The 22,667-nt window shown below is 47.9% G+C and carries 18 protein-coding genes and 1 tRNA gene; 16 read left to right on the forward strand and 3 right to left on the reverse strand.

Annotated features, from left to right (window positions below; genetic code table 11):
• Positions 1-102 precede the first annotated feature (102 nt).
• Genes NFR28_RS02430 through NFR28_RS02450 form a run of 5 tightly spaced genes read left to right on the forward strand, consistent with a single transcriptional unit; the run spans position 103 to position 5,059 of the window.
• On the forward strand, positions 103-1,389 hold the full coding sequence (locus tag NFR28_RS02430) for an aminotransferase-like domain-containing protein (RefSeq protein WP_251178238.1): 1,287 nt from the start codon (positions 103-105) through the stop codon (positions 1,387-1,389).
• Between the two features lie 21 nt (positions 1,390-1,410).
• Positions 1,411-2,400 (forward strand): D-alanine--D-alanine ligase family protein, encoded by a 990-nt coding sequence (locus tag NFR28_RS02435; protein WP_251178239.1) that lies wholly within the window; start codon positions 1,411-1,413, stop codon positions 2,398-2,400.
• Between the two features lie 56 nt (positions 2,401-2,456).
• Positions 2,457-3,080 carry a PspA/IM30 family protein gene (locus tag NFR28_RS02440; RefSeq protein WP_251178240.1) on the forward strand — a complete coding sequence of 208 codons (624 nt, stop codon included), beginning with the start codon at positions 2,457-2,459 and terminating at the stop codon, positions 3,078-3,080.
• A gap of 18 nt (positions 3,081-3,098) precedes the next feature.
• On the forward strand, positions 3,099-4,346 hold the full coding sequence (locus NFR28_RS02445) for a hypothetical protein (protein ID WP_251178241.1): 1,248 nt from the start codon (positions 3,099-3,101) through the stop codon (positions 4,344-4,346).
• Positions 4,347-4,372: 26 nt separating this feature from the next.
• Positions 4,373-5,059, forward strand: a complete 687-nt coding sequence (locus tag NFR28_RS02450) for a PspA/IM30 family protein (protein WP_251178242.1) — start codon at positions 4,373-4,375, stop codon at positions 5,057-5,059.
• A gap of 511 nt (positions 5,060-5,570) precedes the next feature.
• Here the strand turns inward: NFR28_RS02450 and NFR28_RS02455 are convergent.
• Both NFR28_RS02455 and NFR28_RS02460 read right to left on the reverse strand, forming a co-directional pair.
• Positions 5,571-6,404, reverse strand: a complete 834-nt coding sequence (locus tag NFR28_RS02455) for an SHOCT domain-containing protein (RefSeq protein WP_251178243.1) — start codon at positions 6,402-6,404, stop codon at positions 5,571-5,573.
• A gap of 314 nt (positions 6,405-6,718) precedes the next feature.
• Positions 6,719-8,347 (reverse strand): helix-turn-helix transcriptional regulator, encoded by a 1,629-nt coding sequence (locus NFR28_RS02460; protein WP_251178244.1) that lies wholly within the window; start codon positions 8,345-8,347, stop codon positions 6,719-6,721.
• 234 nt (positions 8,348-8,581) lie between these two features.
• On the opposite strand from NFR28_RS02460, the gene NFR28_RS02465 reads away from it, so the two are divergent.
• The 7 genes from NFR28_RS02465 to NFR28_RS02495 all read left to right on the forward strand — a co-directional run bounded on the left by NFR28_RS02465 (position 8,582) and on the right by NFR28_RS02495 (position 15,976).
• Positions 8,582-10,078: a flavocytochrome c gene (locus NFR28_RS02465; protein WP_251178245.1), complete on the forward strand. Its 1,497-nt coding sequence runs from the start codon at positions 8,582-8,584 to the stop codon at positions 10,076-10,078.
• 117 nt (positions 10,079-10,195) lie between these two features.
• Positions 10,196-10,711 carry a YtxH domain-containing protein gene (locus NFR28_RS02470; RefSeq protein ID WP_251178246.1) on the forward strand — a complete coding sequence of 172 codons (516 nt, stop codon included), beginning with the start codon at positions 10,196-10,198 and terminating at the stop codon, positions 10,709-10,711.
• 177 nt (positions 10,712-10,888) lie between these two features.
• Positions 10,889-11,911, forward strand: coding sequence for a PRC-barrel domain-containing protein (locus NFR28_RS02475; protein WP_251178247.1), 1,023 nt, complete (start codon positions 10,889-10,891; stop codon positions 11,909-11,911).
• 86 nt (positions 11,912-11,997) lie between these two features.
• Positions 11,998-12,837, forward strand: coding sequence for a TVP38/TMEM64 family protein (locus NFR28_RS02480; protein ID WP_251178248.1), 840 nt, complete (start codon positions 11,998-12,000; stop codon positions 12,835-12,837).
• 23 nt (positions 12,838-12,860) lie between these two features.
• Positions 12,861-13,508 (forward strand): TM2 domain-containing protein, encoded by a 648-nt coding sequence (locus tag NFR28_RS02485; RefSeq protein ID WP_251178249.1) that lies wholly within the window; start codon positions 12,861-12,863, stop codon positions 13,506-13,508.
• 158 nt (positions 13,509-13,666) lie between these two features.
• Complete coding sequence (locus NFR28_RS02490; protein ID WP_251178250.1) at positions 13,667-14,611, forward strand: beta/alpha barrel domain-containing protein; 945 nt, start codon at positions 13,667-13,669, stop codon at positions 14,609-14,611.
• A 303-nt stretch (positions 14,612-14,914) separates the two neighbouring features.
• Complete coding sequence (locus NFR28_RS02495) at positions 14,915-15,976, forward strand: FIVAR domain-containing protein (RefSeq protein ID WP_251178251.1); 1,062 nt, start codon at positions 14,915-14,917, stop codon at positions 15,974-15,976.
• Positions 15,977-16,079: 103 nt separating this feature from the next.
• Here the strand turns inward: NFR28_RS02495 and NFR28_RS02500 are convergent.
• Positions 16,080-16,163, reverse strand: a tRNA-Leu gene (locus NFR28_RS02500).
• Positions 16,164-16,493: 330 nt separating this feature from the next.
• On the opposite strand from NFR28_RS02500, the gene NFR28_RS02505 reads away from it, so the two are divergent.
• The 4 genes from NFR28_RS02505 to NFR28_RS02520 all read left to right on the forward strand — a co-directional run bounded on the left by NFR28_RS02505 (position 16,494) and on the right by NFR28_RS02520 (position 22,645).
• A complete protein-coding gene (locus NFR28_RS02505; RefSeq protein ID WP_251178252.1) occupies positions 16,494-17,897 on the forward strand; it encodes a Sapep family Mn(2+)-dependent dipeptidase in 1,404 nt (467 codons plus the stop codon).
• A gap of 352 nt (positions 17,898-18,249) precedes the next feature.
• Complete coding sequence (locus NFR28_RS02510) at positions 18,250-18,963, forward strand: LytR/AlgR family response regulator transcription factor (RefSeq protein WP_251178253.1); 714 nt, start codon at positions 18,250-18,252, stop codon at positions 18,961-18,963.
• A gap of 105 nt (positions 18,964-19,068) precedes the next feature.
• Positions 19,069-21,276, forward strand: coding sequence for a hybrid sensor histidine kinase/response regulator (locus NFR28_RS02515; RefSeq protein WP_251178254.1), 2,208 nt, complete (start codon positions 19,069-19,071; stop codon positions 21,274-21,276).
• The gene (locus NFR28_RS02520) at positions 21,254-22,645 is read left to right on the forward strand and encodes an ABC transporter substrate-binding protein (protein WP_251178255.1); all 1,392 of its coding nucleotides are present in this window, start codon (positions 21,254-21,256) and stop codon (positions 22,643-22,645) included. Before NFR28_RS02515 ends, NFR28_RS02520 begins: the two co-directional genes overlap by 23 nt.
• Positions 22,646-22,667: the final 22 nt, after the last annotated feature.

Consider the following 22,667-nt stretch of genomic DNA (forward strand, 5'->3'; position numbering starts at 1 on the left):
TTTTTGAAGCTGTGAGCAACTAATAATCCAAAAAATGTCACTTCGCATACTATTTGTATGCAAAACCCTCATTCGATGTTTGGGTCATGGTATGCTATCGAAATGACTACAGCACATCTCATATTCGACACCACCGAAGACAAGATTGCCACGCGCGTTAAAAAGATGCGTTCATCGGCAGTCCGTGATTTGTTTGCGGCTGCAACGCGCTCAGATGTAATCTCGCTTTCCGGTGGCATGCCCGACGTATCACTTTTGCCAAAAAGCTCAATTGAGCTGGCAGTTCGCGCCGCGTGCAACGATGATCGGGCGGTTGCACTTCAGTATGGCGGCACCAACGGACGTAAAGAAACGCGCCAGGTTTTCTGTGACATGATGCGCGATATTGGAATTCGCGTAAAACCTGAACAGATCCTCATCACGTCAGGCGCGCAAGAGGCGCTTGACCTCCTGACGAAGGCTTTCATTGATCCTGGCGATATTATTCTGGCCGAAGGCCCAACATATTTGGGTGCACTTCAAGCATTTTCGGCGTATGAGCCAGACGTTCGTTGCATTTCTTTTGATGAAAACGGCATGCGAATGGATCTGCTTGAGGCGGAGCTGGAAAAGATTGGCAAGGACAATCCGCGCCTGAAGTTTCTCTACACCATTCCGAACTTCCAAAACCCTGGTGGCGTAACGCTGTCACATGAGCGTCGTCAGCGCTTGTTGGAGCTTGCTCATGAATATGGGTTCATGGTGGTTGAGGATGATCCTTATGGACGCCTACGCTATGACGGTGGCCATATGGTTCCGCTTAAAGCCATGGATGACCAGGTTATTTATTTGGGAACCGTCTCAAAGGTTTTTGCGCCAGGCCTGCGCACTGGTTGGATTGCAGCGCCGGCTGACGTTCTTAAGCGCGTTAATCTGGTCAAGCAAGGAACAGATTTATGCGGAAGTTCGTTTGACCAGGTAGTCGTGGAGCACTACTTTACCGATACGCCGTGGCAAAAAACGCTGCAGAAATTCGTTGAGACTTACCGCGTTCGTCGAGACGCTATGCTTGCGGCGCTTGAAGAGTTTTTCCCGCCCGAGGCAACATGGACACACCCCGAGGGTGGCTTTTTCGTGTGGGTGACGCTGCCTGACTATTTCGATACTGGTCAGCTGCTCAACGAAGCGCTTGAAGCAGGCGTAACCTTTGTGCCGGGAGACAGCTTTTATCCGGCTGCAAGTGGTGGCAAAAGCTCTATGCGCATTAACTTTAGCTATGAATCACCTGAAAATATTCGCGAAGCAATTCGTCGTCTAGCCAATGTTATTCAAGACCGTATGGAGTTGTATCGCGCATTTATTGCTGCTGGCGCGGTTTCGTCTGGCGAAGACGAGCCTGTGACCGAGTAGCTCGTTTGAAAGGAAAACCGAATGGGACTGAAGGTTGCCGTATTGATGGGTGGCGCGTCATATGAGCGCGAGTTCTCGTTAGCAAGTGGTAAAAACGTGTGCGCCGCACTTGAAGAGGCAGGTCATAAGGTTGTTCCTTTGGACACCACCGCAGACCTTGTCCCGACCCTTCGCTCTGAGCGACCCGATGTGTGCTACAGCGCTTTGCATGGCAAACATGGCGAAGATGGCACTATTCAAAGCTTACTTGAGTTTTTGGACATTCCTTTTGTGGGTTCGCCCGGTTCTGTTTGCCAGCGTGCATGGAACAAAGACTCAATGCATTCCGAGATGGCAACGTATCGCGCAATTACCGGTGAAGCGCCCATTGCCTCATGGCCTCAGGGTATTTATCTGGCGCGTGACGCGTTCAAAAACATGGGCGCAGCAACCGCACTTGATTTGGTGCCCGAGCGCGTTATTGGCGGCTTTCCTGTATGCGTAAAGCCTGCTCATGGTGGATCTGCATTGGGTGTGCATCGCGTGGACAGCGCAGATGAGTTGGGCGAAGCCGTTCTTGATGCGCTTTCGTATGATAGTGCAGTGGTTATTGAGCAGTGGGTTGAGGGTGTTGAAATTGCGGTTTCTGTTTTAGGAACCGGCTGGGATGCATACGCGCTGCCGCCGGTTGAGATCGTGAAGAAATCTGACATGTATGACACCGATGCACGCATGAAGCCTGGCATGGTGGAATATGTTGCCCCTGTTCGCTTGGAATCGCTTTCCGATGACCCGTCAACCGCTGAGGGTATTCGCGCTGAAATTGAGCGTGCGGCGCTTGAGGTATATCGCGCCTATAACGTTAAAGACTTGGCACGCATTGACTTGATTTGGGATGGCGCACAAGCACGTGTGTTTGAGGTGAACATCTCTCCGGGTATGGCAGAAAACTCGCTCTTCCCGTTGGCGTGTAAGGCAGCAGGCCTTTCACTTTCGTCGGTCTTAAGTGAGCTGGTGGAGCAGTACGCGTAAGCAAATATTCCCTGTTCAGCTGCTTAAGGTGGCAGCTTTAAGGTAGATGATGCCCTGTGGCATTTTTTGGTAAAGATACCGCGCATAAAGCGCCAACGTTCAAGCAATTGCTCGATCAGGAAGACGACCCAAAAGTTGTCGTAGATAACTATTTGGTGAGCCTTTATACCACGTTGCAGAGTATTCGCCAGGATACCGAAACAGCGCTTGCGTTGACGCAGGCTCGCAAGCGTGAGTGTCAGGAAAATGCCGCTCAGATTGAGCGTTTTGAGAACTTGGCAAAGAAGGCGCTGGCGGCGGGCAATGAAGACGATGCGCGTGTTTTTGTAGCGAAAAAGCAAGAGCTTGAAACACAGCGCGAAGAGCTTGATCAAGATTTTCAAGAGGCGCAAAAAGCTTCAGATGCAATGAGCGATTTGTACGACAACATTGTTGAACATATTGAAGCGCTCAAAGACCGCAAAGAGGATTTGCTGCTGAAGTTGCTTGAGGCGAATGTGCGCACGCAAGCTCATGGCGCAGCAGACGAACAGAGTCAAAGTGCTCGTGCTGCATTAGACGCGTTTCAGCAGATAGATGACGAGACGACAAGCCTCATAGATAAGGCGCACGCCCTCTCTCTTTTGAATGAGGGTAAATCACTTCAACTAGAGCAGTTGGAGCAAAAGTACGCCACATAACAGCGATGGGAGCTTCGCATGGGTAGATCAGGTGGATCAGGCGGCGGACGTAGTGGTGGTCGCGGAGGCGGCAGCTTTTCAGGCGGCGGTCGCAGTGGCGGCAGCTTCTCTGGCGGTGGTAGAGGTCTGTTTTCAAGCGGATCGGGCAGAAGCGGTGGTCGAAGTAATCGCGGCGCCGGAAGCAATCCGTTTGGAGGCGGCGCTTTTGACGACGACCCCTTTGGTGACGGCTATTCAGGTGGCCACCGTCACACAGGTGGTGGTTTTTCGTTTTTGCCATTCTTGCCATTTTTGATGAACTTTTCGCAACGTAATTCTCAGCCTCAGCAGGTCATTCCGCCACCTCCAACGGTTTCTCAATCTCCGACGCAAGCAGTTACATCTTCTTCGACAGAGACACAAACGCCTGATGGCGCTTCTTCTGGCGGTGTTCCGCCACGCAACCCGGCAGCTTCGTCGAATAACTCAAATGGGCCTGTTCCATTTAAGCCGCAAGGCGGCATGTCAAAGACGATGCGCATCGTTTTGATTGTTGCAATTGTGGTGCTAGCGGTGGCTCTTTTCGGCCTGTTTGGCGCAGTAAGCTCCGATGCAGATCAAAACACTATCGAGCGCACACCACTTGCACCAGGTGTGGTTACCGAGACGGGCTACTATGAGGATCTTGACGGAGATTTGATTCACCAGAAAGCCACGTTAGAGAACGGGCTTCGCCATTTTTATGACAAGACGGGCGTGCAGCCTTACGTCATCATTTTGCCTAATGGTGAATCGGGCGATGGCAATCGGATAGCAGCGTATGCTCAAGAGGCCTATGATGAGCTCTTTAGCGATGAGGGTCATTTTCTTCTCGTCTTTTGCGATCAGGGCGATGGCTCCTATGTGTGTGCATACGCCCTTGGCACGCAGGCACGCACGGTTATGGATGCGCACGCTCTGGGTATATTTGAGCAGAATTTGGAAAAGAACTATCTCAATTACGACCTATCTGAAGAGCAGATCTTCTCCAATACCTTCTCTGAGACTGCTGATCAGATCATGGAAATACATAGCGCAGGAAGCGGCAAAATTGGTTACGTGATTGCAATCTTGCTGGCAGGCGCTGTGATATGTGTGATTGTTATAATCGGCAATAAGAAGAAAAAGCAAGCGCTTGAAGAACAGCAACGCAAACAAATATTGGATGCTATAGACCAGCCGCTAGAAAAATTTAGCGATAAGGAGGTAGAAGAGCTGGCCAGTAAGTACGAAAGTGCTGATAAATAAACTCATAACAGGTTAGGAGAACCACCATGGGAATGCTCGAACGTTTTACCTCAATCATCAAAGCAAACATCAACGAACTTCTTGATCGCGCCGAAGATCCCGAGAAAATGGTTGATCAATATCTTCGCGATATCCAGGATGACTTGGCACAGGTTAAGCAAGAAACCGCAGGTGTTATGGCTGAAGAAGCACGTGCACAGCGTATGGTTAACGAAAACAACGAAGAAGTTGCCAAATACGATAAGCTTGCACGCACAGCTCTTCAAGCGGGCGAAGAAGACGACGCCCGCACCTTCCTGACAAAGAAGCAAGAATATGTTGCAAAGGGCGTAAGCTTGCAGCAAGCCTATGATGCAGCGCGTGAGAATTCTCGCAAGATGCAGGAAATGCATGACAAACTGGTGTCTGACGTGCAGGAGCTTCAAGCACGTCGCGAAGCCATCAAGGCTAAGACCTCTGTAGCAAAAACACAGGCGAAGGTGAACGAAATTACAGGCTCTGCAAGCAAAGCAGAAAGCTCACGTGAGGCATTTGAGCGCATGGAGGCAAAAGCTGACCAAATGCTCGACCAGGCTAATGCTATTGCTGAGTTGGACAAAAACGGCAAAGATCCAGTTGTACAACTTGAGGATAAGTATTCTTCAGTGGATAAGATGCAGGGAGTTGAAGACGAGCTTGCCAAGATGAAGCTTGAAATGGGAATTGATCAATAGAGCTTCAGCTTCGCTTCTCTTGCGTTTTTGCGAAGGACATTTTCAGCCGGTCGCTTAGTGTGACCGGCTGTTTTGCTGTTTGCGACCGGTGCGCGGTTGAGGCCCGCCCCGGGTCGACTCTCAACCTAATAGTTGGTGCGCGGTTGATGCTCATCATTGATAAAATTTGCAATAATTCACCAAGCTTTGGCAGGAAAAGTGTTCGATTAGGCGGATTGGACCCCAAAATGGCTGGAAATGCGGCCGATTAGGTGGGTGCTCCTTCAAAAACCGCCTAATCGGCCGCATTCCCTGCCACACTTTGCCAAAAACCGCCAAATTTTAGTTCAGCGCTGAAACGAAAATGGTTCGCAGTTTCGGCAAATTTCGACAAAACACCAGTTCAAAAGGAATGTATTAAGATAATGCAACAACAGCTCTAGTCTTATGGGGCAATTGTCTCAACAATCAAACCTCAATCAAACAGGATTTTGGGAAACGCATGCTCCATTAAATCAGGCACCAGTGAATGCTATTGATGAGTAGATTTTTTTGCAGCAAACAATAAAAGGATACCTGCAATTATTAAGCATAAAGAAGGTAAACAGGCTATCAGCAAGTTGCCAATTAAAGGTTCTCCTATTACGATCATTAGTTGTATTGAAGAGAACAAGTGAACAATAACACCAATAAAAGCGCAGGCCATTCCAACAATAGCAAAGTTCTTTTTGTTTGAAGTCATCCCAACAATAATAAAAACGAAGGAGCAAAGGAGAGTAATAAGGCATATCCAAAACGTCGGAGAAAAGCCAAACTGGTACCCGCGTTCAGCAGCCTTCATGAATGATTGGAAGCCCTGGGAATAATTCCAGATAGCGAATATTCCAGCGAGAACCAGCAAAGAAATAAGCGCAATCTGCAACTTCGTATCTCTTTTGGGATTGGTATTGCTGGAAGGAAGCGATGAAGTTTCACTATCCTTCGTATCAGGGATGCTTCGAGCTTCATTTTGAGAGCAATTTTGATTGCTAAGCGTTTGGGTGTTGGCTCCCATAATTAGATTCTTTTTCGCATCAAATTCTTCTTGAGATATGACACCTTGATCCAAAAGAGATTTGTATTTAATGAGGTCATCCGCACTTTCGGTTTGGATTTGGGGTGTCGGTGCGATTGTTTTATCGGGCATCACGAGAGCAATTATTAATCCAATAAGCTCTAAGAAGAAACCAAGCGCAAAGAACGCCCCGAAACTATAGCCCTTTTTGCTTGCAATTTTAGCTGTAAAGTATCCAAAAAGCACGCAAAGAACTAACCCAATAATCATGCAAATTATTGTGATTTGAATCATCATGTCGGAATAGTACATAGTGCATCACCCTTACTGTTTTCTAAATGCGAATATGTAAAGGGAGCCCATATCTTATAGAAAGAGGGCATCTCCCTTAGTCGCCAAACCGTAGGATGCGCATCCACGCAAAACCCATAAGAAGATGCCCTCTTGCTAGGGTTTAAGCGTGGATATGCGGTTTTATTCGCAAGCAAACAAGCCTACGGTTTGGCGTTGCTGATTCTAGCATCTTTATATTGTTTAAGCTAACAATAACGAGAATCTTGAGATTATCGCGTGGTGATTGGTTTTATTGATGATGAATCGGGTACCCAGCGTTTTCGCGTAATGCCCTAAGAGCGTGTGCGCGTTTGATCAACCAGGTCAATAACTTCTTGCTTACTGTGAACACCCAGCTTTGCGTAAACGTTGCGAACATGCATTTTGATCGTGTTGCGCGAAATCACAAACTTGCTTTCCATAAATGCCAGATCTCTGCCTTGTGCGAGCTGAATAAGCACTTCGGTTTCGCGCGGAGTTAGAGCATGTGCGCGAGCGAGGGTTTCGCACGGTGTTGTCCAGTACGAAAGATCGTGGCTTGGGGATGTAGCTGGGGCAGAAGGAGCGGCGTCTGGGGTAGCGGCACTCGTGGAAGCATCGTCCGTTGAAGCGGTGGGCGAAGCTATGCTGCTTGCATTGGGGCTTGCAGGATTGCGCGATATCACAATCAGCAAGATGATGTAGATGAACAAAAGTAAGAAAGAGGCTGTCTGCGTAGCATCAGCATACATAAGACTTAGCGCGCCTGCACCAACAGCAAGCAGCGCACCAGTCGTGTGACCAATAACAGTTGCAAGACGAACCGAAGCGGCGCGAAAAGCACCGTTTTGTGCCGCATGAACAAGCGCGATAGCTATAACCCAGATGAAAATCTCAAATAGAATGGTTGCGGTATCGGCAAGTGTGGTTGCGATATGCGGACCAATAAGACCAATGACGGGTTCAAGCAAAACCGCAGCTGACAAGCAAATAATTGCCGAAGCAAATAGCGCGCGGATGTCAAGATGCTCTAAACAAAAGACCATGGCGCTCACAACAATGAGCACAATAATTGCAGCTGTAAGGCTGACGGCGTTGCCTGATGATGCACCAGATTTCATGAACCCAAGCATTAACGCGGTAGTTCCGACAAACACCAGCGCTTTAATAATTGATCCACGTGAATTGTCGAAGCTAAACACATTTTGAGCAAGAGGTGAAAGCGCTGAAGCAAATGAGGAGGACGCAGCGTCTGGTGCCTTGGCTGCCGCATGTGGTGCTATACAGTGCAAACTACGTGCAGCCAAAATACAACCGCCGCATTGTAAAAACGCGCCAAGAACAAGCACTAATCCGAGGTTGATATTGAGCGTTTCAAAGACGATGCCAAGCAAACATTCGCCTAAAAAGGCAACCGTGTAGGCCAAAGCCGTTGCTTTGATGGCATTGCGTTGAGGCGCGTGGGCAAAAAGAAGCAACAAGGTGATTGAAAGAGCCGGACCGACGGCTTTTATGAGGAAGATACACAAAAACGTAAGTGGTAGCGCATTGTGTGCGTTGGGCTGCAAGCCAAGAAGAAGCGCACATCCCAACAACAGAAGAACCGCACCCACCGCCAAAAAGCGTGCGAAAAAGCGCTGACCGTATGAATTCAGTCCGAGCGCGTTTGATCTAGACGTACTTAAATTAGGTGATACAGCTTCGCAAGAGCTGTATTGCGTCGCATCAATAAACCGTTTGCGCATCGAAAAAAGCAAAACAAACGCAATTACATATGCAAGCACACTGAGCAATCGCAGCGCAAGATAGTCCTTTGGAACCTGGGTTAACAGAAGAATGGCGCCATCGCATGTCCAAGCTCCTAAGAACATGAAGACCAAGCACGCACCGCAGATAAAGCTGCCCGCGGGCGAAGACTTTGTAATATGCGCTTGAGAAATCATGATGTATTTCCTGATCATTTGGGGATTCAGCAATCATTATACCGCATTGGGATGTCGTCACATCCATTATGGGTGTCTGGGTTTATGTGGGGTGGAGTAGAGCAAATACACCCCTGGTGGGCGTAGGGAATATCTTAGTCAAAACCTATTCTTTCGCACAGCAGCAGGAGGGCTGCAAATGAGGAACGCTCAGAGGAGGGCTCCTCGCAAAAGATACAAACAAGGAGGATGGTTATGACCACCAAGATGAATGAGTCTATTAGCAAGAAAAGCTCTGCGGGGGTATCGCGTCGTTCGTTCTTGGCAGGAGTCGGCGCTTTGGGAGCACTTGGCGTTTTGGGCGGCTTGAGTGGATGTGCGCCACAGAATACTCAAGAAGAAGCTGACGATGCAGCTGAATCTTACGATGCCGTTATTGTTGGTACGGGTGGCGCAGGCTTGTCTGCTGCAATTGCTGCTTATGATAAAGGCCTTACCAATATTGTGGTGCTTGAGAAAATGTCAGCATATGGCGGAAACACGAACTTCTCTTCTAGTGGCATGAATGCCTCTGAGACTATGTTCCAGGCAGATCAGAATATCGAAGACAGCAACGACCTTTTCGCGCAAGAAACTCTTGATGGCGGCCACAACACAGGTGATCCGGAGCTGGTTGCTTTTATGTGCGACAACTCAGCAGGTGCAATTGAGTGGCTTGATGATTTGGGCATCACGCTTGACAACATTACGCTGACAGGCGGCATGTCGGTGCATCGTTGCCATCGTCCCACCGACGGTAGCGCGGTTGGCTTGACGCTTGTTCCTGGTCTGGTTGCCGCAATCAACAATCGCAATATCCCCATTCGTATGGACTGCGAAGCAACAGAGCTTGTCAAAGATGGCGATGCAGTTACTGGCATAGTTGTTAAAGAGAACAACAAGACCAAAACCCTGAACGCACGTGCTGTTATTTTGGCAACAGGCGGCATGGGAGCAAATCAGGAAATGGTAACGAAGTATCGTCCTGACCTTGCAGGATATGTAACTACCAATCAACCTGGCGCAACGGGCGATGGCTATACCATGGCCGAAAATGTGGGCGCTGAGCTCATCCAGATGGACCAAATTCAGATTCATCCGACCGTCGAACAGGAAACGTCCACGCTGGTAGCAGAAGGCGTGCGTGGCGGCGGTGCAATCTTGGTGAACGCAGATGGCAATCGTTTCTTCGACGAGATGTCCACGCGCGACAAGGTGTCGGCCGCAGAGCTTGAGCAACCTGGCAGCTTTGCTTGGTGTGTGTTTGACCAGCAGGTTTACGACAACAATAAGGCAATTGCGAAGTACGATTCTGCTGGCATCGTAAAGCAAGCTTCCGACATTGCTTCGCTTGCTGAAGCTATTGAGGTTGACCCGGCGGCGCTTCAATCAACGGTTGCGGCATATAACGCAATCACAACCGACGGCGCTACAGACGAGTTCGGACGCACGGAAGGCTGCATTGCCTTTGCCGATGGCAACATGTACGCCATCAAGGTTGCACCGGGCATTCATCATGCAATGGGCGGCATTCGCATTAACGTGAAAAACGAGGCGCTTGATGAAAACGGTAACCCCATTCCGGGTCTTTATGCAGCTGGCGAAGTAACCGGTGGCATTCATGGCAACAACCGTATTGGTGGTAATGCAGTGTGCGACATTGAGGTATTTGGCAAGAATGTTGGCGAAGTAGTTGCAGAAGCGCTTTCGTAAGAATGACGAAATAGCAACTGATTTGTTGTTTTAAGTTGTTTTGAGATTCACTCATCTTTAACGACGTATAATAGGCGAATCGGTAATCGAGCCAACAATGCTTTTAAGGAGGTTGCCATGAGCAACAAACTTGGAGTCTTTCTTGCGGGTGGTTTAGCTGGTGCAGTTATTGCATTGCTGTATGCTCCTCGCTCAGGTCAGGAAACGCGTGCACTGGTTACAGAGAAGATGAACGATGCATGGGGTGAAGCTCAGCAGTTTGGCGCTCAGGCTTCAGCAAATGTGCAGCAGGCAGCCTCAGAGGTTGCAACTCACGCGCAGCAGTTCGCACAGGACGCACAGGCGCGTGGCCAGGAAATCTACAGCCAGGCAGCAGACCGCGTGCAAGAAGTTGCTGACAACGTAAAGCCGGCTTTCGCTCAGAAGAACGACGAACTTCGTGACAAGATCAACGCAGCTCGTCAGCGCATTGCTTCACAAGCGGTAAAGAACGCTGAAGAGGCAAAAGATGCTGCCGAGGATGCCATTCCGGTTGCAAGCGAGGCAGTTTCTGAAGCAGCTGAAAAAGTAACTGACGCTGTTGAGAACGCTGCAAAAGATTTCTCTGATGCAGCTGACAAGGCTGATAAGTAATTCGTCATAAATCGTTAAGATCTGTGGAATAGTGACGCAGTCAGGTAACCGCAAGGTGCTGGCTGCGTTGCTTCTTTTAGGATAAGAATACAGATATTATGTCAGTGGATGGGAAATGACTAGGATCTTTTTCGCATCCAAGACATGATTGTGCTGCAGCAAGAAAAGAGGGACGTTATGGCAACCAGCAAACTCATCAGCACCAAGGAGCTGACCGGTGTTCGAGTTCTGGGTGGGAAAAATTCTACGAAGCGTATTGGCAAGATTCGCAACTTTGTTTTTGCGCCAGGTCAGCGTAGGTGTGTAGGGTTTGTTGTTAAGCGTCCTGACTTTTTGTTGATGTTTCATCGCAAAGACATGTTCGTTTCAATTGAAGGATATGACCTGGAAGATGGTCGTGTGGTGGTGCGCAATGAACCAAGTGCTACAGATCGTGGGGCTTGCAAAGCGCTTGGTGTTGATTGGGATGAATGCGTCTTGTGGCTGGGTTTGCCAGTCATGTGTGAGGATGGAACGAAATTTGGTGTTGTTGGTGATGTAACTTTTAATCGTTTTAGCGGTGAAGTTGTTTCGTTTGAAACCGACGGTGGTGCAACAGCAAATGCGCTTTTGGGCAAGCGCGTGATTCCTGCTGAGTATATCAGGGGTTTCCGTCGTGGTATGGGCGTGGCAATTGCGCAGACTAACCAGGCTGGACAAGAAGTTGAAGAGGCTGAGCTTGGTGCCATTCTCGTTTCTGATGAGGTGAAAAACCTCACAGCTGAGGGTGGCGTTGCTGAGGCAGCCGGTAAGGCTACCGCGGTTGCCGTTGATAAAGTGCAGACTACGGTAGATGCTGCCAAGCCGGTTGTGAAAAATGCCGCTAAGAAGACCGGAGAAGCTGTCAATAAGGGCGCCTATGCAACGGGCAAGCAAATTGCTCGATCAAAAGGCATGTTTTCGGAGTTCAAAGAGGAATACGACAAAGCGCGTGGTGCGAAACCTTCAACTACTAAAGCACCTGCAAAATCGTCTTCATCAAAGACGCCTGCAAAAACGTCTTCCAAAAGCACGACCAAAAAATCTACGACAAGCTCTTCGTCTGCAAAAAAGACTACCACGAGAGCTTCATCTGCAAAAAAGGCTCCAAAGAAAAAAGAGCCCGACAATATGTTTGCAGCATTTAAAGAAGAGTTCGACAAAGCAAATCGCGGGGAATAAACCAGCTGGAACACCGTACCTGTTATTTGCTCGTTCACTTAAAGAGTACCAATGCAGAGAGGAATGCGGATTTTCCGCTTGAGCACGTGAGCAACAAGACCGAAAACCACCAACAAAAAGACTCTTATGATGAGTCTCATCAGTCATCTCTTCGCAAAAAGAACCATGCTTATAAGCAGGAGTTCAAACAAAAAGCGAACGAAGAGGTTAGCGTACATGGACACCCCATGGAGCGCGGGGACATCTTTAAATTCGTAGGGCTGATAGTCTTTTTCGCACTGATGGCTCTTGTTTGTTTTTTGTTGTGGCCTTATATGCAGGAGCTGTTTGAGCCCGGCGGAATTGACCGAGTTATTGCCGAGGTGCGCGGTGCAGGCCCGGTTGGTGCTCTTATTTTGCTTGGGCTGCAGTTTTTGCAGATCGTTGTTGCTTTTATTCCTGGCGAAGTGGTGCAGCTTGCCGCGGGTATGCTGTATGGTCCGTGGCTGGGTGGCGCTATCATCTTGCTAGGTTGCGTTATCTCAAGTGCATTTATTTTTGTGCTTGTGCATAAACTCGGGGCGCCTTTTGTGCAGAATATGGTGCCAACTAATCAGCTGGAGAAGTTTCGTAAGTTTGAAGCTTCGGGCAAGCTCAATATCATCGTCTTTGTGCTTTTCTTGATTCCGGGTTTGCCTAAAGACGTCTTTACCTATTTGGTTCCCCTAACTGACATGCGGATGAAAACGTTTGTTGTACTGTCGAACGTTGCGCGTATTCCGGGTATTATCGTATCCACCTATGCGGCAGATGGCCTGGTAGGGGGGCGAATCATTGAGAGCATTGTGATCTTTTCAGTAGCGGCAGTTATTGCTCTTTTGGGCATTATCTTCCGCGATAAGATCATGAGTTTTTTGGATCAGCATATCAAACGCAAGAATCATTAAGTTTGTTGGGGAGGAGGTAGCGTATGGCTGAACAACATATGCCGGATATAGCTTCGCTTGAGCAGGCGGTACGTGATGCGCAAGTACAACTAGAACAAGCTCAGCAACGCCTCAATGCGGCTAAGCAGACAGCCGCTCAGACCACGCCAGCAGCCTCCGTGCAGCCGCCTGTCTCAGCCGCTGCGCCACCTGCTCAAACAGCCGCTCCGGATGCTACGCCACCTGTTCCTACGCGGCCGTCTGCTCCCACCTACTATTCGGCAACGCAGCAGTCTTATTATGTTGCGCCTGTGGGGTATCAGCCTTATCAGCAGGCACAGCCAGGTCAATCGTCGCAATCAATTCCTCAGAGCGGACAGCCATATTATCAGCCTTCTTCGTCAACATACGGAGGCATGCCGCCGCAATCAGCGCCAGTTACCAAAGATCACATTGTTGCTGGTCTGCTTGCAATTTTTCTCGGGTGCTTTGGTGTTCATAAGTTTTATTTGGGATATAACACAGCGGGCGTCATTATGCTGTGCGTCTCTGTTGTTGGAGGGCTTTTGACGTTGACGTTCGCTAGTGGGGTCATGATGCTCGTTGGCGTGATTGAGGGCATTATCTATCTCAGCAAAAGCCAGTATGACTTTGAGCAAACGTATGTCGTGCACAAGAAAGAATGGTTTTAAGGCGCCAGTTAGCATGCGCTCCTCGGGTTTTTCCATGAATAGTGGTGCCGTCTCTGAGTTTTTCGATAGAATACCTAAAGATCAATGCGGCATAAAGACCGCGGCATAAAGACCAAGGATGGTATGGTCTTGTGTAGAGCTTTCCTTAAGGAGGAATAATGCCCAAAATCACTCGTGATCAGGTGCGTGTTCCGGCTGACGTGATGCCGGAGACAGAAGATCTGTACGTTGACAACTATATGAAGGCCACGCGTGGTACGGGTCGCCTCATGTTGTTTGCATGTGATCAAAAAGTTGAGCACATGAACAAAGACTTCTACGGCGAAGGCATTGATATCGCCGACGCTGAGCCTCAGCATCTTTTTGAGATTGGCAAGCAGGGCGTTATTGGCGTACTTGCTGGTCAGCGTGGTCTGATTGCCCAGTATGCAAAGGATTATCCCGAGATCAACTACTTGGTTAAAATGAATTCAAAGACCAACCTGGTTGGTACCAAGCAGGATGATCCATATTCTCCGCAACTCTATGATTTGGATGCCGTTTTGGCTATGCGTGAAGCTGGCGTGAACATCGTTGGTTTGGGCTACACCATTTATCTGGGTAGCGAGTATGAGTCAACCATGATGGCAGAAGCGGGCGAGCTGATTGCACAGGCTCACGCAAATGGTCTGTTGGTAGTTTTGTGGATCTATCCGCGCGGCAAAGCAGTTACGGCAGAGAAAGATCCTGATTTGATTGCTGGTGCCGCTGGTGTTGCACTGTGCTTGGGTGCAGACTTCGTAAAGGTAAATCCGCCGAAGCCTGAGGGTGAAGATCATCGCAGCCCTGCTGAGGCACTCAAGATTGCTGCTATGGCTGCGGGTCGCACTGGCTTGGTATGCGCTGGTGGCTCAACGGTTGACGCTGAGACCTTCCTGACGCAGCTTTATGATCAGATCCATGTCGGTGGTGCTTGTGGTAATGCTACCGGTCGTAACATCCATCAGCGCTCACTTGATGAAGCTGTTCGTCTGACCAAGGCAATTAGCGCAATTACCCTTGCTGATTACTCGATTGCTGATGCGCTTGAGGTTTTCGAGGGCAAGAAGGACTTCGCTCTCTAAACCGTTTTAGCGCTTGTGCGCACCGCATTTCTTCGGATCTTGCATGAATCCAACGAGGGCGGTGTGCCTCTCTGATGCAATTTCTCAGAGAGCGCATACTGTTACAAATACGATAAGGACCCAGCATATTTTGCTGGGTCCTTTCGTTTGGTAACACATATCGTCAAGCATTACCGAACTCATTCGCAAGCATTCGCGCAGAAGAATCCCTTTGGTCTGTCTCATAGTTGGGACAAACCAAGAAGTTTCTTTTTGCAACAATGCACTGCAGAGCGGACAACCTTGAGGATAAAGGGGAAGGTAATGAAAAGAAAAGCATGGGGGGCACTATTTGTGTCGGTGCTCATTTCGGGTGCACTCGTTGGGTTGCCCGGGTGCAGCTCAAGTTCTGAAACAGCACATCTTGCTCAAACCGGAGCAAGCCAGGAATCGCCGAAAACGAGCATCAGCAAGACAGAACTGGCCAGTCTGATTGAAGAGGCAAAAAAAGTAAAGACAGAAAACTATACACCCGAATCAATCCAGGAACTGACGAGTGCCCTTAATGAGGCAAAAGAAGTAAGTGTGAGCAAAGAGGTAACGCAAGAGCAAGTAGATGAGGCAGCAGCAAACTTGCAAAAGGCCCTTGAAGGTATCGTTTTGGCAGAACCCGATATGACAGAATTGTCTGCCTTGCTTGATGAAGCGAAGGCAATTGATACGTCGCTTTATAAAGAGGGTGTTGATAAACTCGAAGAAAGAATTGAGTCGGCGCAAGAAACGCTTGATTCTGAAAGCCCAACCGTTACAGAAGTAGAACAGAAAACAACCTGGCTTCAAAATGCAATTGATGAGCTTGTTATGAAAGAGCAGCCGGTGCGCATTTCTGGAAGTGGCGACGACATGATTGAGATTCCTTCGTCAACCTTGTCTTTGCTAACCATAACCTACACTGGCCCTTCAAACTTTGTCGTTAAGTCTTTGACCGAGTCTCTGGATTCAATTGACCTTATAGTGAACACTATCGGCGACTATCACGGCACGCAGCTTATGCTGACAAAGAACAACAAGAACCCGTATTACCTTGAAATTAATTCAAGCGGAAACTGGGATATTGATTTTCAGCCAATTGAATCGGCATCTTTTATCGAAAATGGTGCAACGTTAAGCGGAGATGACGTGGTGTTTTTGCCGCCACAAGACGCAAAGAAGCTCAATATCACCTATTCTGGCGAACACAATTTTGTTGTGCGAGGAGTTTCGCTTTCAACAGGTAGAATTGATTTGCTGGTAAATGAAATTGGGTCGTATTCGGGCAGCGTGCCGAACAAATCATATGCAATGCTGCTTGTTGAATCTTCTGGCGACTGGTCGGTGTCGTGGTAGGAATAGCCGCGGGGGATAAGGAAGAAAACCTGCAATAAAAAAGCAGCCTTCGGGCTGCTTTCAGGTTTATTGTGAGCGGCATATGAGCCAAAGAGCTTATAAATGGTGCCCGGGGCGGGATTTGAACCCGCACACCTTGCGGCATCGGTTTTTGAGACCGACGTGTCTGCCGTTCCACCACCCGGGCGCAAATGAGAAGTATAGCGGATAGAAGGGGCTACGTCGAGAAGAAAGTTACAAGAAACTAAATTGTGACGTGAAACACTATAAAAAGACGATAAATAGCAGTAAACTAGTAATATATGATAGAAGAACTAATAAATAGATAGATAGAGCATGCAATAAGATAGAGTCATCAGGAATAAAACAAAATGATGACCGAATTAGCATTCATTACTAAGAGGTTTCATAATGGTTTATTAGGGAGCGTCTATCGTAAGGGAGCTATTAAGCTCGTTTTTGAAAAACCGCTCCAACATCCATTACACATCGCAGCTAAAAATTGTAGGTGATCCCTATGCAGCAAACAGAACTAACTGCCAAAATTGACGAATACCTCAACAAGAACTGGGATTCAATTGTTGATGATATTCGCACGTTGGTTGAAATTCCCAGTTTTGAAGAACCCGAACTGGCATCTCCCGGTCAGCCTTTTGGACCAGGACCGGCAGCAGCTCTTGATAAGGCTTTGAGTATTGCTTCAGATATGGGTTTTGAAGCAACAAACGTTGATGGCTTTATAGGATATGCTGATTTTCCTGGTAAGAGTGAGACTCAAATTGGCATAATTGGCCACATGGACGTAGTCCCCGCAGGACCAGGTTGGACATTTCCACCATTTGAGGTAACTGAAAAAGATGGATATCTCATTGGTCGTGGCACGCTCGATGACAAAGGCCCAGTTGTCATTGCAATGCACGCCATGAAATTCTGGAAAGACCAGGGCGAAGAGCTACCTTATACCATCCGATTCTTGTTTGGCGCAAACGAAGAGACCGATCTTCGCGACGTTGAATATTATCGCGAACGATATGCTGATCCAGCTTTTTTGTTTACGCCTGATGCAGAATTCCCCGTTTGTTATGGCGAAAAAGGTGGTTACAACGGCACCATCACTTCAGAGCCAATGCCCGATCGCGTGGTCATTGAAATGATTGGCGGAGCCGCCACCAATGCAGTTCCCGGTGAGGCTGAAGCAACTATTCTGATCAATACTGATGACCTGAAGAGCACCGATAAAGTCGCAGTAGAACGTATTGATGAAGATCGCGTTCGACTTTTCGCAACAGGAAAAAGCGCGCATGCGTCTATGCCTGAAACGGGTGTAAATGCTATAGCGCTCATTATTGACTACCTATTAGAAAACAACATTGGTACGAAAAAAGAGCAAGACTGGTTTAAGTTTGAGAAGGCTTTGCTTGATAACACTGATGGTAGCGGGGTAGGTCTTAAGACCGCAGACAAGGATTTTGGTCCGCTGACCATTATTGGTGGTACGGTGGCAACCGAAAATGATTGCTTTGTTCAAACGGTAGATAGTCGTTATCCTACTTCAATCACGGGTGAAGAAATCCAGGCTATTTTAAGCGAGCAGGCGGACAAGGTGGGCGCCAGTGTGGAAAACACTATGCTGCTGCCACCGTTTTTAGTTTCTCCTGATAGCCCGGTTATTCAGGCGTTATTGAGTGCTTATAACGAAGCAACGGGTCAAAATGCAAAGCCGTTTACTATTGGCGGTGGCACGTATGCACGTGAATTCACTTCTGGAGCAAGTTTTGGACCTGAAATGCCTTGGATTGAAATGCCTGAATGGGTTGGTGGTATGCATGGTCCTGATGAGGGCATAAGCGAGGATCTCCTCAAGGAAGCATTCCGCATTTATGTTCTCACGCTTGATAAACTCATGAAGCTTGATCTGTAAGCTGTCTATTCGCGGTGTGGCGTGCTACCCCCGCACGCTTGCATAACGCACGACGCCCCGATGCCCTATGCCATCGGGGCGTACTTTTTTGTGAGGGAATTATCAATGCCCCAAATGTGACAGATGAAGCATAAAATCGCGAAATGTTTACCCGTATCCCGTTGAAGAAAACCGCGTTATAGGGTTAAATAGTGCCTTACGAGCAAAGATTGTATTTCGCCGCATGCCTACGCCGTCATCTGCAGAGACGCCAGATCTGCTTTTTCTGCGACATGGTCAGGCATATCGTATAATCTTTCTGTAGGATTTGAGAGACAGACATTTAAAACACGTCATGCGTGAGGAGGTTTTCATGTTGAAAGCAATTATCGTCGACGACGAGGCTCCTGCACGTTCCGAACTTCGATTTCTTCTTGATGAAGTAGGTCAAACTGAGGTGGTTGCTGAGGCGGCAAGCGTGCGCGAGGCTATTGAAAAGCTCAAGGAATATCCTTGCGACGTAATGTTTTTGGACGTCAATATGCCTGAGGCTACGGGCCTACAACTTGCAGATGCTATGCAGCACCTTAAGTTTCCGCCAGCTGTTGTGTTTGTAACCGCTTATAGCGAACATGCCTTGGACGCTTTTAAGGTTAATGCAATTGACTATCTGGTGAAACCAGTTGAGACTGAGCGTTTGGCGCAAGCCATCGCACGCGTTCGTGAACATGTAGCGCTTCATGTTCAGGCACAAAAGTCTGAGCGTATTCCGGTTGAAAAAGGCGGCAAGAAAATTTTGATCGGCATTGACAAGATTCGCTTTGTCATGGCGCGTGATGATTATGCTTACCTGCAGACTGATACAGACAGGTATTTCTCAACAGTAAGTCTTGCTCAGCTAGAAAAGCGTCTTGACGGACATGGATTCTTCCGTGTTCATCGTGGCTACTTGGTCAATCTTTCCATGGTGGAAGAGATTGAATCTGTGTCTGGTGGCACGCTGCTATTGACGCTCAATGGTGTTGAAGAGAAGATTCCGGTATCACGTCGCCGTGTGTCAGCTCTGAAAAAAGCTTTGGGCTTGTAGAATATCTTGTTTCATCACTTAATTAGAAGGGCGCCTCAAGCGATGGGGTGCCCTTCTAATTAAGTGATGAAACAAGATCCTGCGAGCTCGAGAAGGGGATAGAGCTTGACCTTTAAGAAATACACCATTGTCTTTGCCCTACCACTTGCATTTGTGGCACTAGCTGTTGCTGTTTATATTGGACAGCTTTCTTCGGTGGTTAACGACAACCTTATGACTTCGGTTGATGAGATATCTCGTCATGATGTGCAAACTATTGAAGGTTCACTTGAAGATACCTACGATCGTCTTGATGCTGTGGTGGAGCGTTTGGATGTATATGATGTCGAAAGCATTTCGCAGCTCCAAGAACAGCTCAACCTTGAAACCGCCTCTTCTCCTACGTTCAACGCGATCTACTTGCTTGAGAGAGGCGGAACGCTCATAAGCTCAACATATGTGCAATTTGGGCCGGAAGAGCAAAACTACGACCAGATCGTGCGGGATCACGGCAAACAGTTCGCTATTCTCTATGATGACGTCAATGGCGAACTAGAGACTACAAAAGAGTCGCTGATATATGGCGTTCGCCTTGATGAGAGCGTTGTTGTTGACGGGTATGAGTTTGTGGCTATTCTTGGCAGAACCGATTTATCAACGATCAGAAATCAGCTACTCATTGAGAGTTTTGACGGTCGGGGCGTCTCGAGTGTGGTTAACGAAAAGGGCTACTATATTGTGAGTGCTTCGCCAGCCACGGACCTGGCAGGGCGAGATAATCTTTATGCCATGCTTGAAGAAGGCATATTAGAAGAAGGCGTGACCATTCAAGACGTCCGCCAGAACATTTCCGAAGGAAAAAGCTTTACGATCAATTGCGTCAATGCGGCGGGCGAAGAGCTGGTTATGAGTTTTGCGCCTGTTGAAGGTACGAATTGGTCGTTTATTATGACCGTGCCAGCAGCTGTTTTCCAAGAGCGCTTCGCGCCGTTTATTGCTATGACGGTGGGCATGCTTGCAGCGGTTTTGGTGATGGTTGCTGTAATGCTCGTGCTTTTGTATCGCTCAATGAAACAATCAGTCTTGGCAAACGCGCAGGCAGTTGCGCGTGCGGAATTTCTCTCCAATATGAGCCATGAGATTCGTACTCCGCTTAATGGCATTGTGGGGCTCAACCATCTCATGGAGCGCCATATTGACGATACGGAAGCTATGGCTGGTTATGTTAAAAAACTCGATAAGACCGCGCATTACTTACTTTCGTTAGTAAATGACATCTTGGATGTGTCGAAGTTGCAGGCGGGTAAGATTGACCTGGTCGACGAGCCATTTAACTTTAATCTGCTCATTGAGAATCTCTGTCTTATGGAGCGCGAACCACTTAACGAGAAGCGGATTAACTTTAAACGAGATATTGAGGGGATCAAAAATCCGCATCTTATTGGAGATGAAGTTCGGATTGCTCAAGTGCTCATGAATGTGCTTTCAAATGCTATTAAATTCACGCCCGAAGAAGGGTATATCACTTTGCGAGCATCGCAGGCAATATCGGCTGATGGGACACGCTCAATTGTGACGGTTAGTATTGCCGACACGGGGTGCGGCATGTCTCCTGAGTTCCAGAAGCATATTTTTGATTCGTTTACGCAAGAGCGAAACAAAAATAGTGAGAGTCAAAAGGGTACAGGATTGGGCATGTCTATCAGTCATCTGCTCATGGAGTCAATGGGCGGCAGCATTAGCGTAGAGAGCGATCTTGGAAGCGGAAGTTGCTTTACTATTATGTTCAATCTCGACATTGACCAGTCGCCTTCTGAAAAAGAAGACACTGATAACACCGCAGAGGTACAAGGTGAAAGTGCTTGTGCAAATATGCAAGCGCCAAACCAAGAAAAAGATACTCAAGCTTGCTGCCCTTGTACGGTACTGGTTGCAGAAGACAATGAGCTCAATGCTGAAATTATCACAAGTATTTTGGGCGAAGAAGGATACCAGACACTAGTAGCTTCAAACGGCAAAGAAGCACTTGAATTATTTGCCGCGTCACCTGAAAACTCAATTGATATTATCTTGATGGACGCGCAAATGCCTGTCATGGATGGCTTTGAGAGCGCGCAAGCAATTCGCGGATTACCGCGACAAGATGCTCAGACCGTTCGTATTTTTGCCTGCACGGCGTCAACATTTGCTGAGGACAAAGAACGTGCTTTGCAATGCGGGATGGATGACTTTTTAGCCAAACCGCTTGAAGTTGACATTGCCCTGAAAAAACTTCAGGCTGTTCGAAATGAAAAACAAGGGGGCGAAGGCCATGGAGAGAGCACGGCGCAATAAACGCGAAGGAATGTCTCTTGCATATACTAAAAATGGTTTCGGTACGCGTTTGCGCATAATGAGTGCTTTTCTGGTTGTTGCGCTTGTGGCTGCGCTTGCGGCTTGCGTAGGATGTGCGCAGACATCATCTTCGCAAGACGAAGGAATGACTCTTATTATTAAAGTTCCCGACACGAAACATTCGGCAATTTGTGATGGCACTATTACTACTATTGACCAGGTTATACAACGTATGGCTGATGCTTATATGGCGGAGCATCCTGAGAAAAACGTTACCATTGAAGTCAAGACATTTGAGCAAGACGGCTATGAGTCCAATATCGTTGAGTGCTATGACAGTGAGGACGCTGTTGATATTCTCTACGCCGACTACTTTAATATGACCACGTTCATTCATGATGGTCGGGTTGTGCCGTTAGATGACATTGTCACCGATGACATTCGCGAAGACATTTATGACTACTTATGGGAAGAGTCAACCTTTGATGGTCGGGTGTATGCTATGCCTTATCTGACAAGGCAAAACGTTTTGACTTACAACAAGGATTTGTTTAATCAAGCAGGGTTGGAAGAGTATGTTTCTATAAACGAAATTCAGTCATGGTCTCACGATGAATGGGATTATGTATTAGACACGCTTGCAGAGAACCTTCCTGAAGAAGTCTATCCCATGATGATGTATGCAAATTCTGACCAGGGAGACACCCATATCATGGCACTGTTGGGGAGTCGAGGATCTTCGATCTATGACGAAACAGGGCACATGATTTTGACGGAACCTGAAGGTGTGGCAGGGCTGGAAGAAATTCGTCAGGGAGTTGGTCGTGGATGGTTCCCGCCCCATGCGCAAAACCTTGATATCAATGATTGCTCAAGTTTGTTTAAACAAGGTCAGCTTGCAATCTATTTTCTCAATAATGTTTCGTATGAGCGCTATGGGTCATCTGTTGGGTTGGTTAATTTCCCGGGCGAAGATGGCGGTATTGCCACCACATTTACCTCAGGGTTTGAGGTTTTTGACAACGGAGATCCTGAGCGTGTGGCTGCTGCGAAGGATTTCTTGTCGTATGTTTATAGCAGCCCGGAGTTGATGTCCTATGCAGCGGGGGCGTTGCCTGCGTCGCAATCAATCGCACAAGAATATCGTTACGAAATTCAGGGATTTGACATGTTTGAGGATAACTATGTCAATGTGATTAATATCTTTGGCGATAACCCCGATATACGTGGCATTCGCGAACATTTCCACGTAGTCATTGCGGACTTGCTTGCAGGTAAGATCACTGCCGAGGAGGCGGCGCAGACGCTTGACGAAACGTGCAATGCGATTATTGACGAGGGCTATGCAACGTCTCAGCTGCACGAATAAGCTTCCATTCACAACTTAACCA

It is taken from the genome of Adlercreutzia agrestimuris, assembly GCF_943193125.1.
GTDB classification, from domain to species: Bacteria; Actinomycetota; Coriobacteriia; order Coriobacteriales; family Eggerthellaceae; genus Xiamenia; species Xiamenia agrestimuris.

Excerpts from the sequence above, each read along its gene's own strand:
- NFR28_RS02430 (WP_251178238.1), top strand. The coding sequence starts at position 103 with ATGACTACAGCACATCTCATATTCGACACCACCGAAGACAAGATTGCC.
- NFR28_RS02435 (WP_251178239.1), top strand. The coding sequence starts at position 1,411 with ATGGGACTGAAGGTTGCCGTATTGATGGGTGGCGCGTCATATGAGCGC.
- NFR28_RS02445 (WP_251178241.1), top strand. The coding sequence starts at position 3,099 with ATGGGTAGATCAGGTGGATCAGGCGGCGGACGTAGTGGTGGTCGCGGA.
- NFR28_RS02450 (WP_251178242.1), top strand. The coding sequence starts at position 4,373 with ATGGGAATGCTCGAACGTTTTACCTCAATCATCAAAGCAAACATCAAC.
- NFR28_RS02455 (WP_251178243.1), bottom strand. The coding sequence starts at position 6,404 with ATGTACTATTCCGACATGATGATTCAAATCACAATAATTTGCATGATT.
- NFR28_RS02460 (WP_251178244.1), bottom strand. The coding sequence starts at position 8,347 with ATGATTTCTCAAGCGCATATTACAAAGTCTTCGCCCGCGGGCAGCTTT.
- NFR28_RS02465 (WP_251178245.1), top strand. The coding sequence starts at position 8,582 with ATGACCACCAAGATGAATGAGTCTATTAGCAAGAAAAGCTCTGCGGGG.
- NFR28_RS02470 (WP_251178246.1), top strand. The coding sequence starts at position 10,196 with ATGAGCAACAAACTTGGAGTCTTTCTTGCGGGTGGTTTAGCTGGTGCA.
- NFR28_RS02475 (WP_251178247.1), top strand. The coding sequence starts at position 10,889 with ATGGCAACCAGCAAACTCATCAGCACCAAGGAGCTGACCGGTGTTCGA.
- NFR28_RS02485 (WP_251178249.1), top strand. The coding sequence starts at position 12,861 with ATGGCTGAACAACATATGCCGGATATAGCTTCGCTTGAGCAGGCGGTA.
- NFR28_RS02490 (WP_251178250.1), top strand. The coding sequence starts at position 13,667 with ATGCCCAAAATCACTCGTGATCAGGTGCGTGTTCCGGCTGACGTGATG.
- NFR28_RS02495 (WP_251178251.1), top strand. The coding sequence starts at position 14,915 with ATGAAAAGAAAAGCATGGGGGGCACTATTTGTGTCGGTGCTCATTTCG.
- NFR28_RS02505 (WP_251178252.1), top strand. The coding sequence starts at position 16,494 with ATGCAGCAAACAGAACTAACTGCCAAAATTGACGAATACCTCAACAAG.
- NFR28_RS02510 (WP_251178253.1), top strand. The coding sequence starts at position 18,250 with ATGTTGAAAGCAATTATCGTCGACGACGAGGCTCCTGCACGTTCCGAA.
- NFR28_RS02520 (WP_251178255.1), top strand. The coding sequence starts at position 21,254 with ATGGAGAGAGCACGGCGCAATAAACGCGAAGGAATGTCTCTTGCATAT.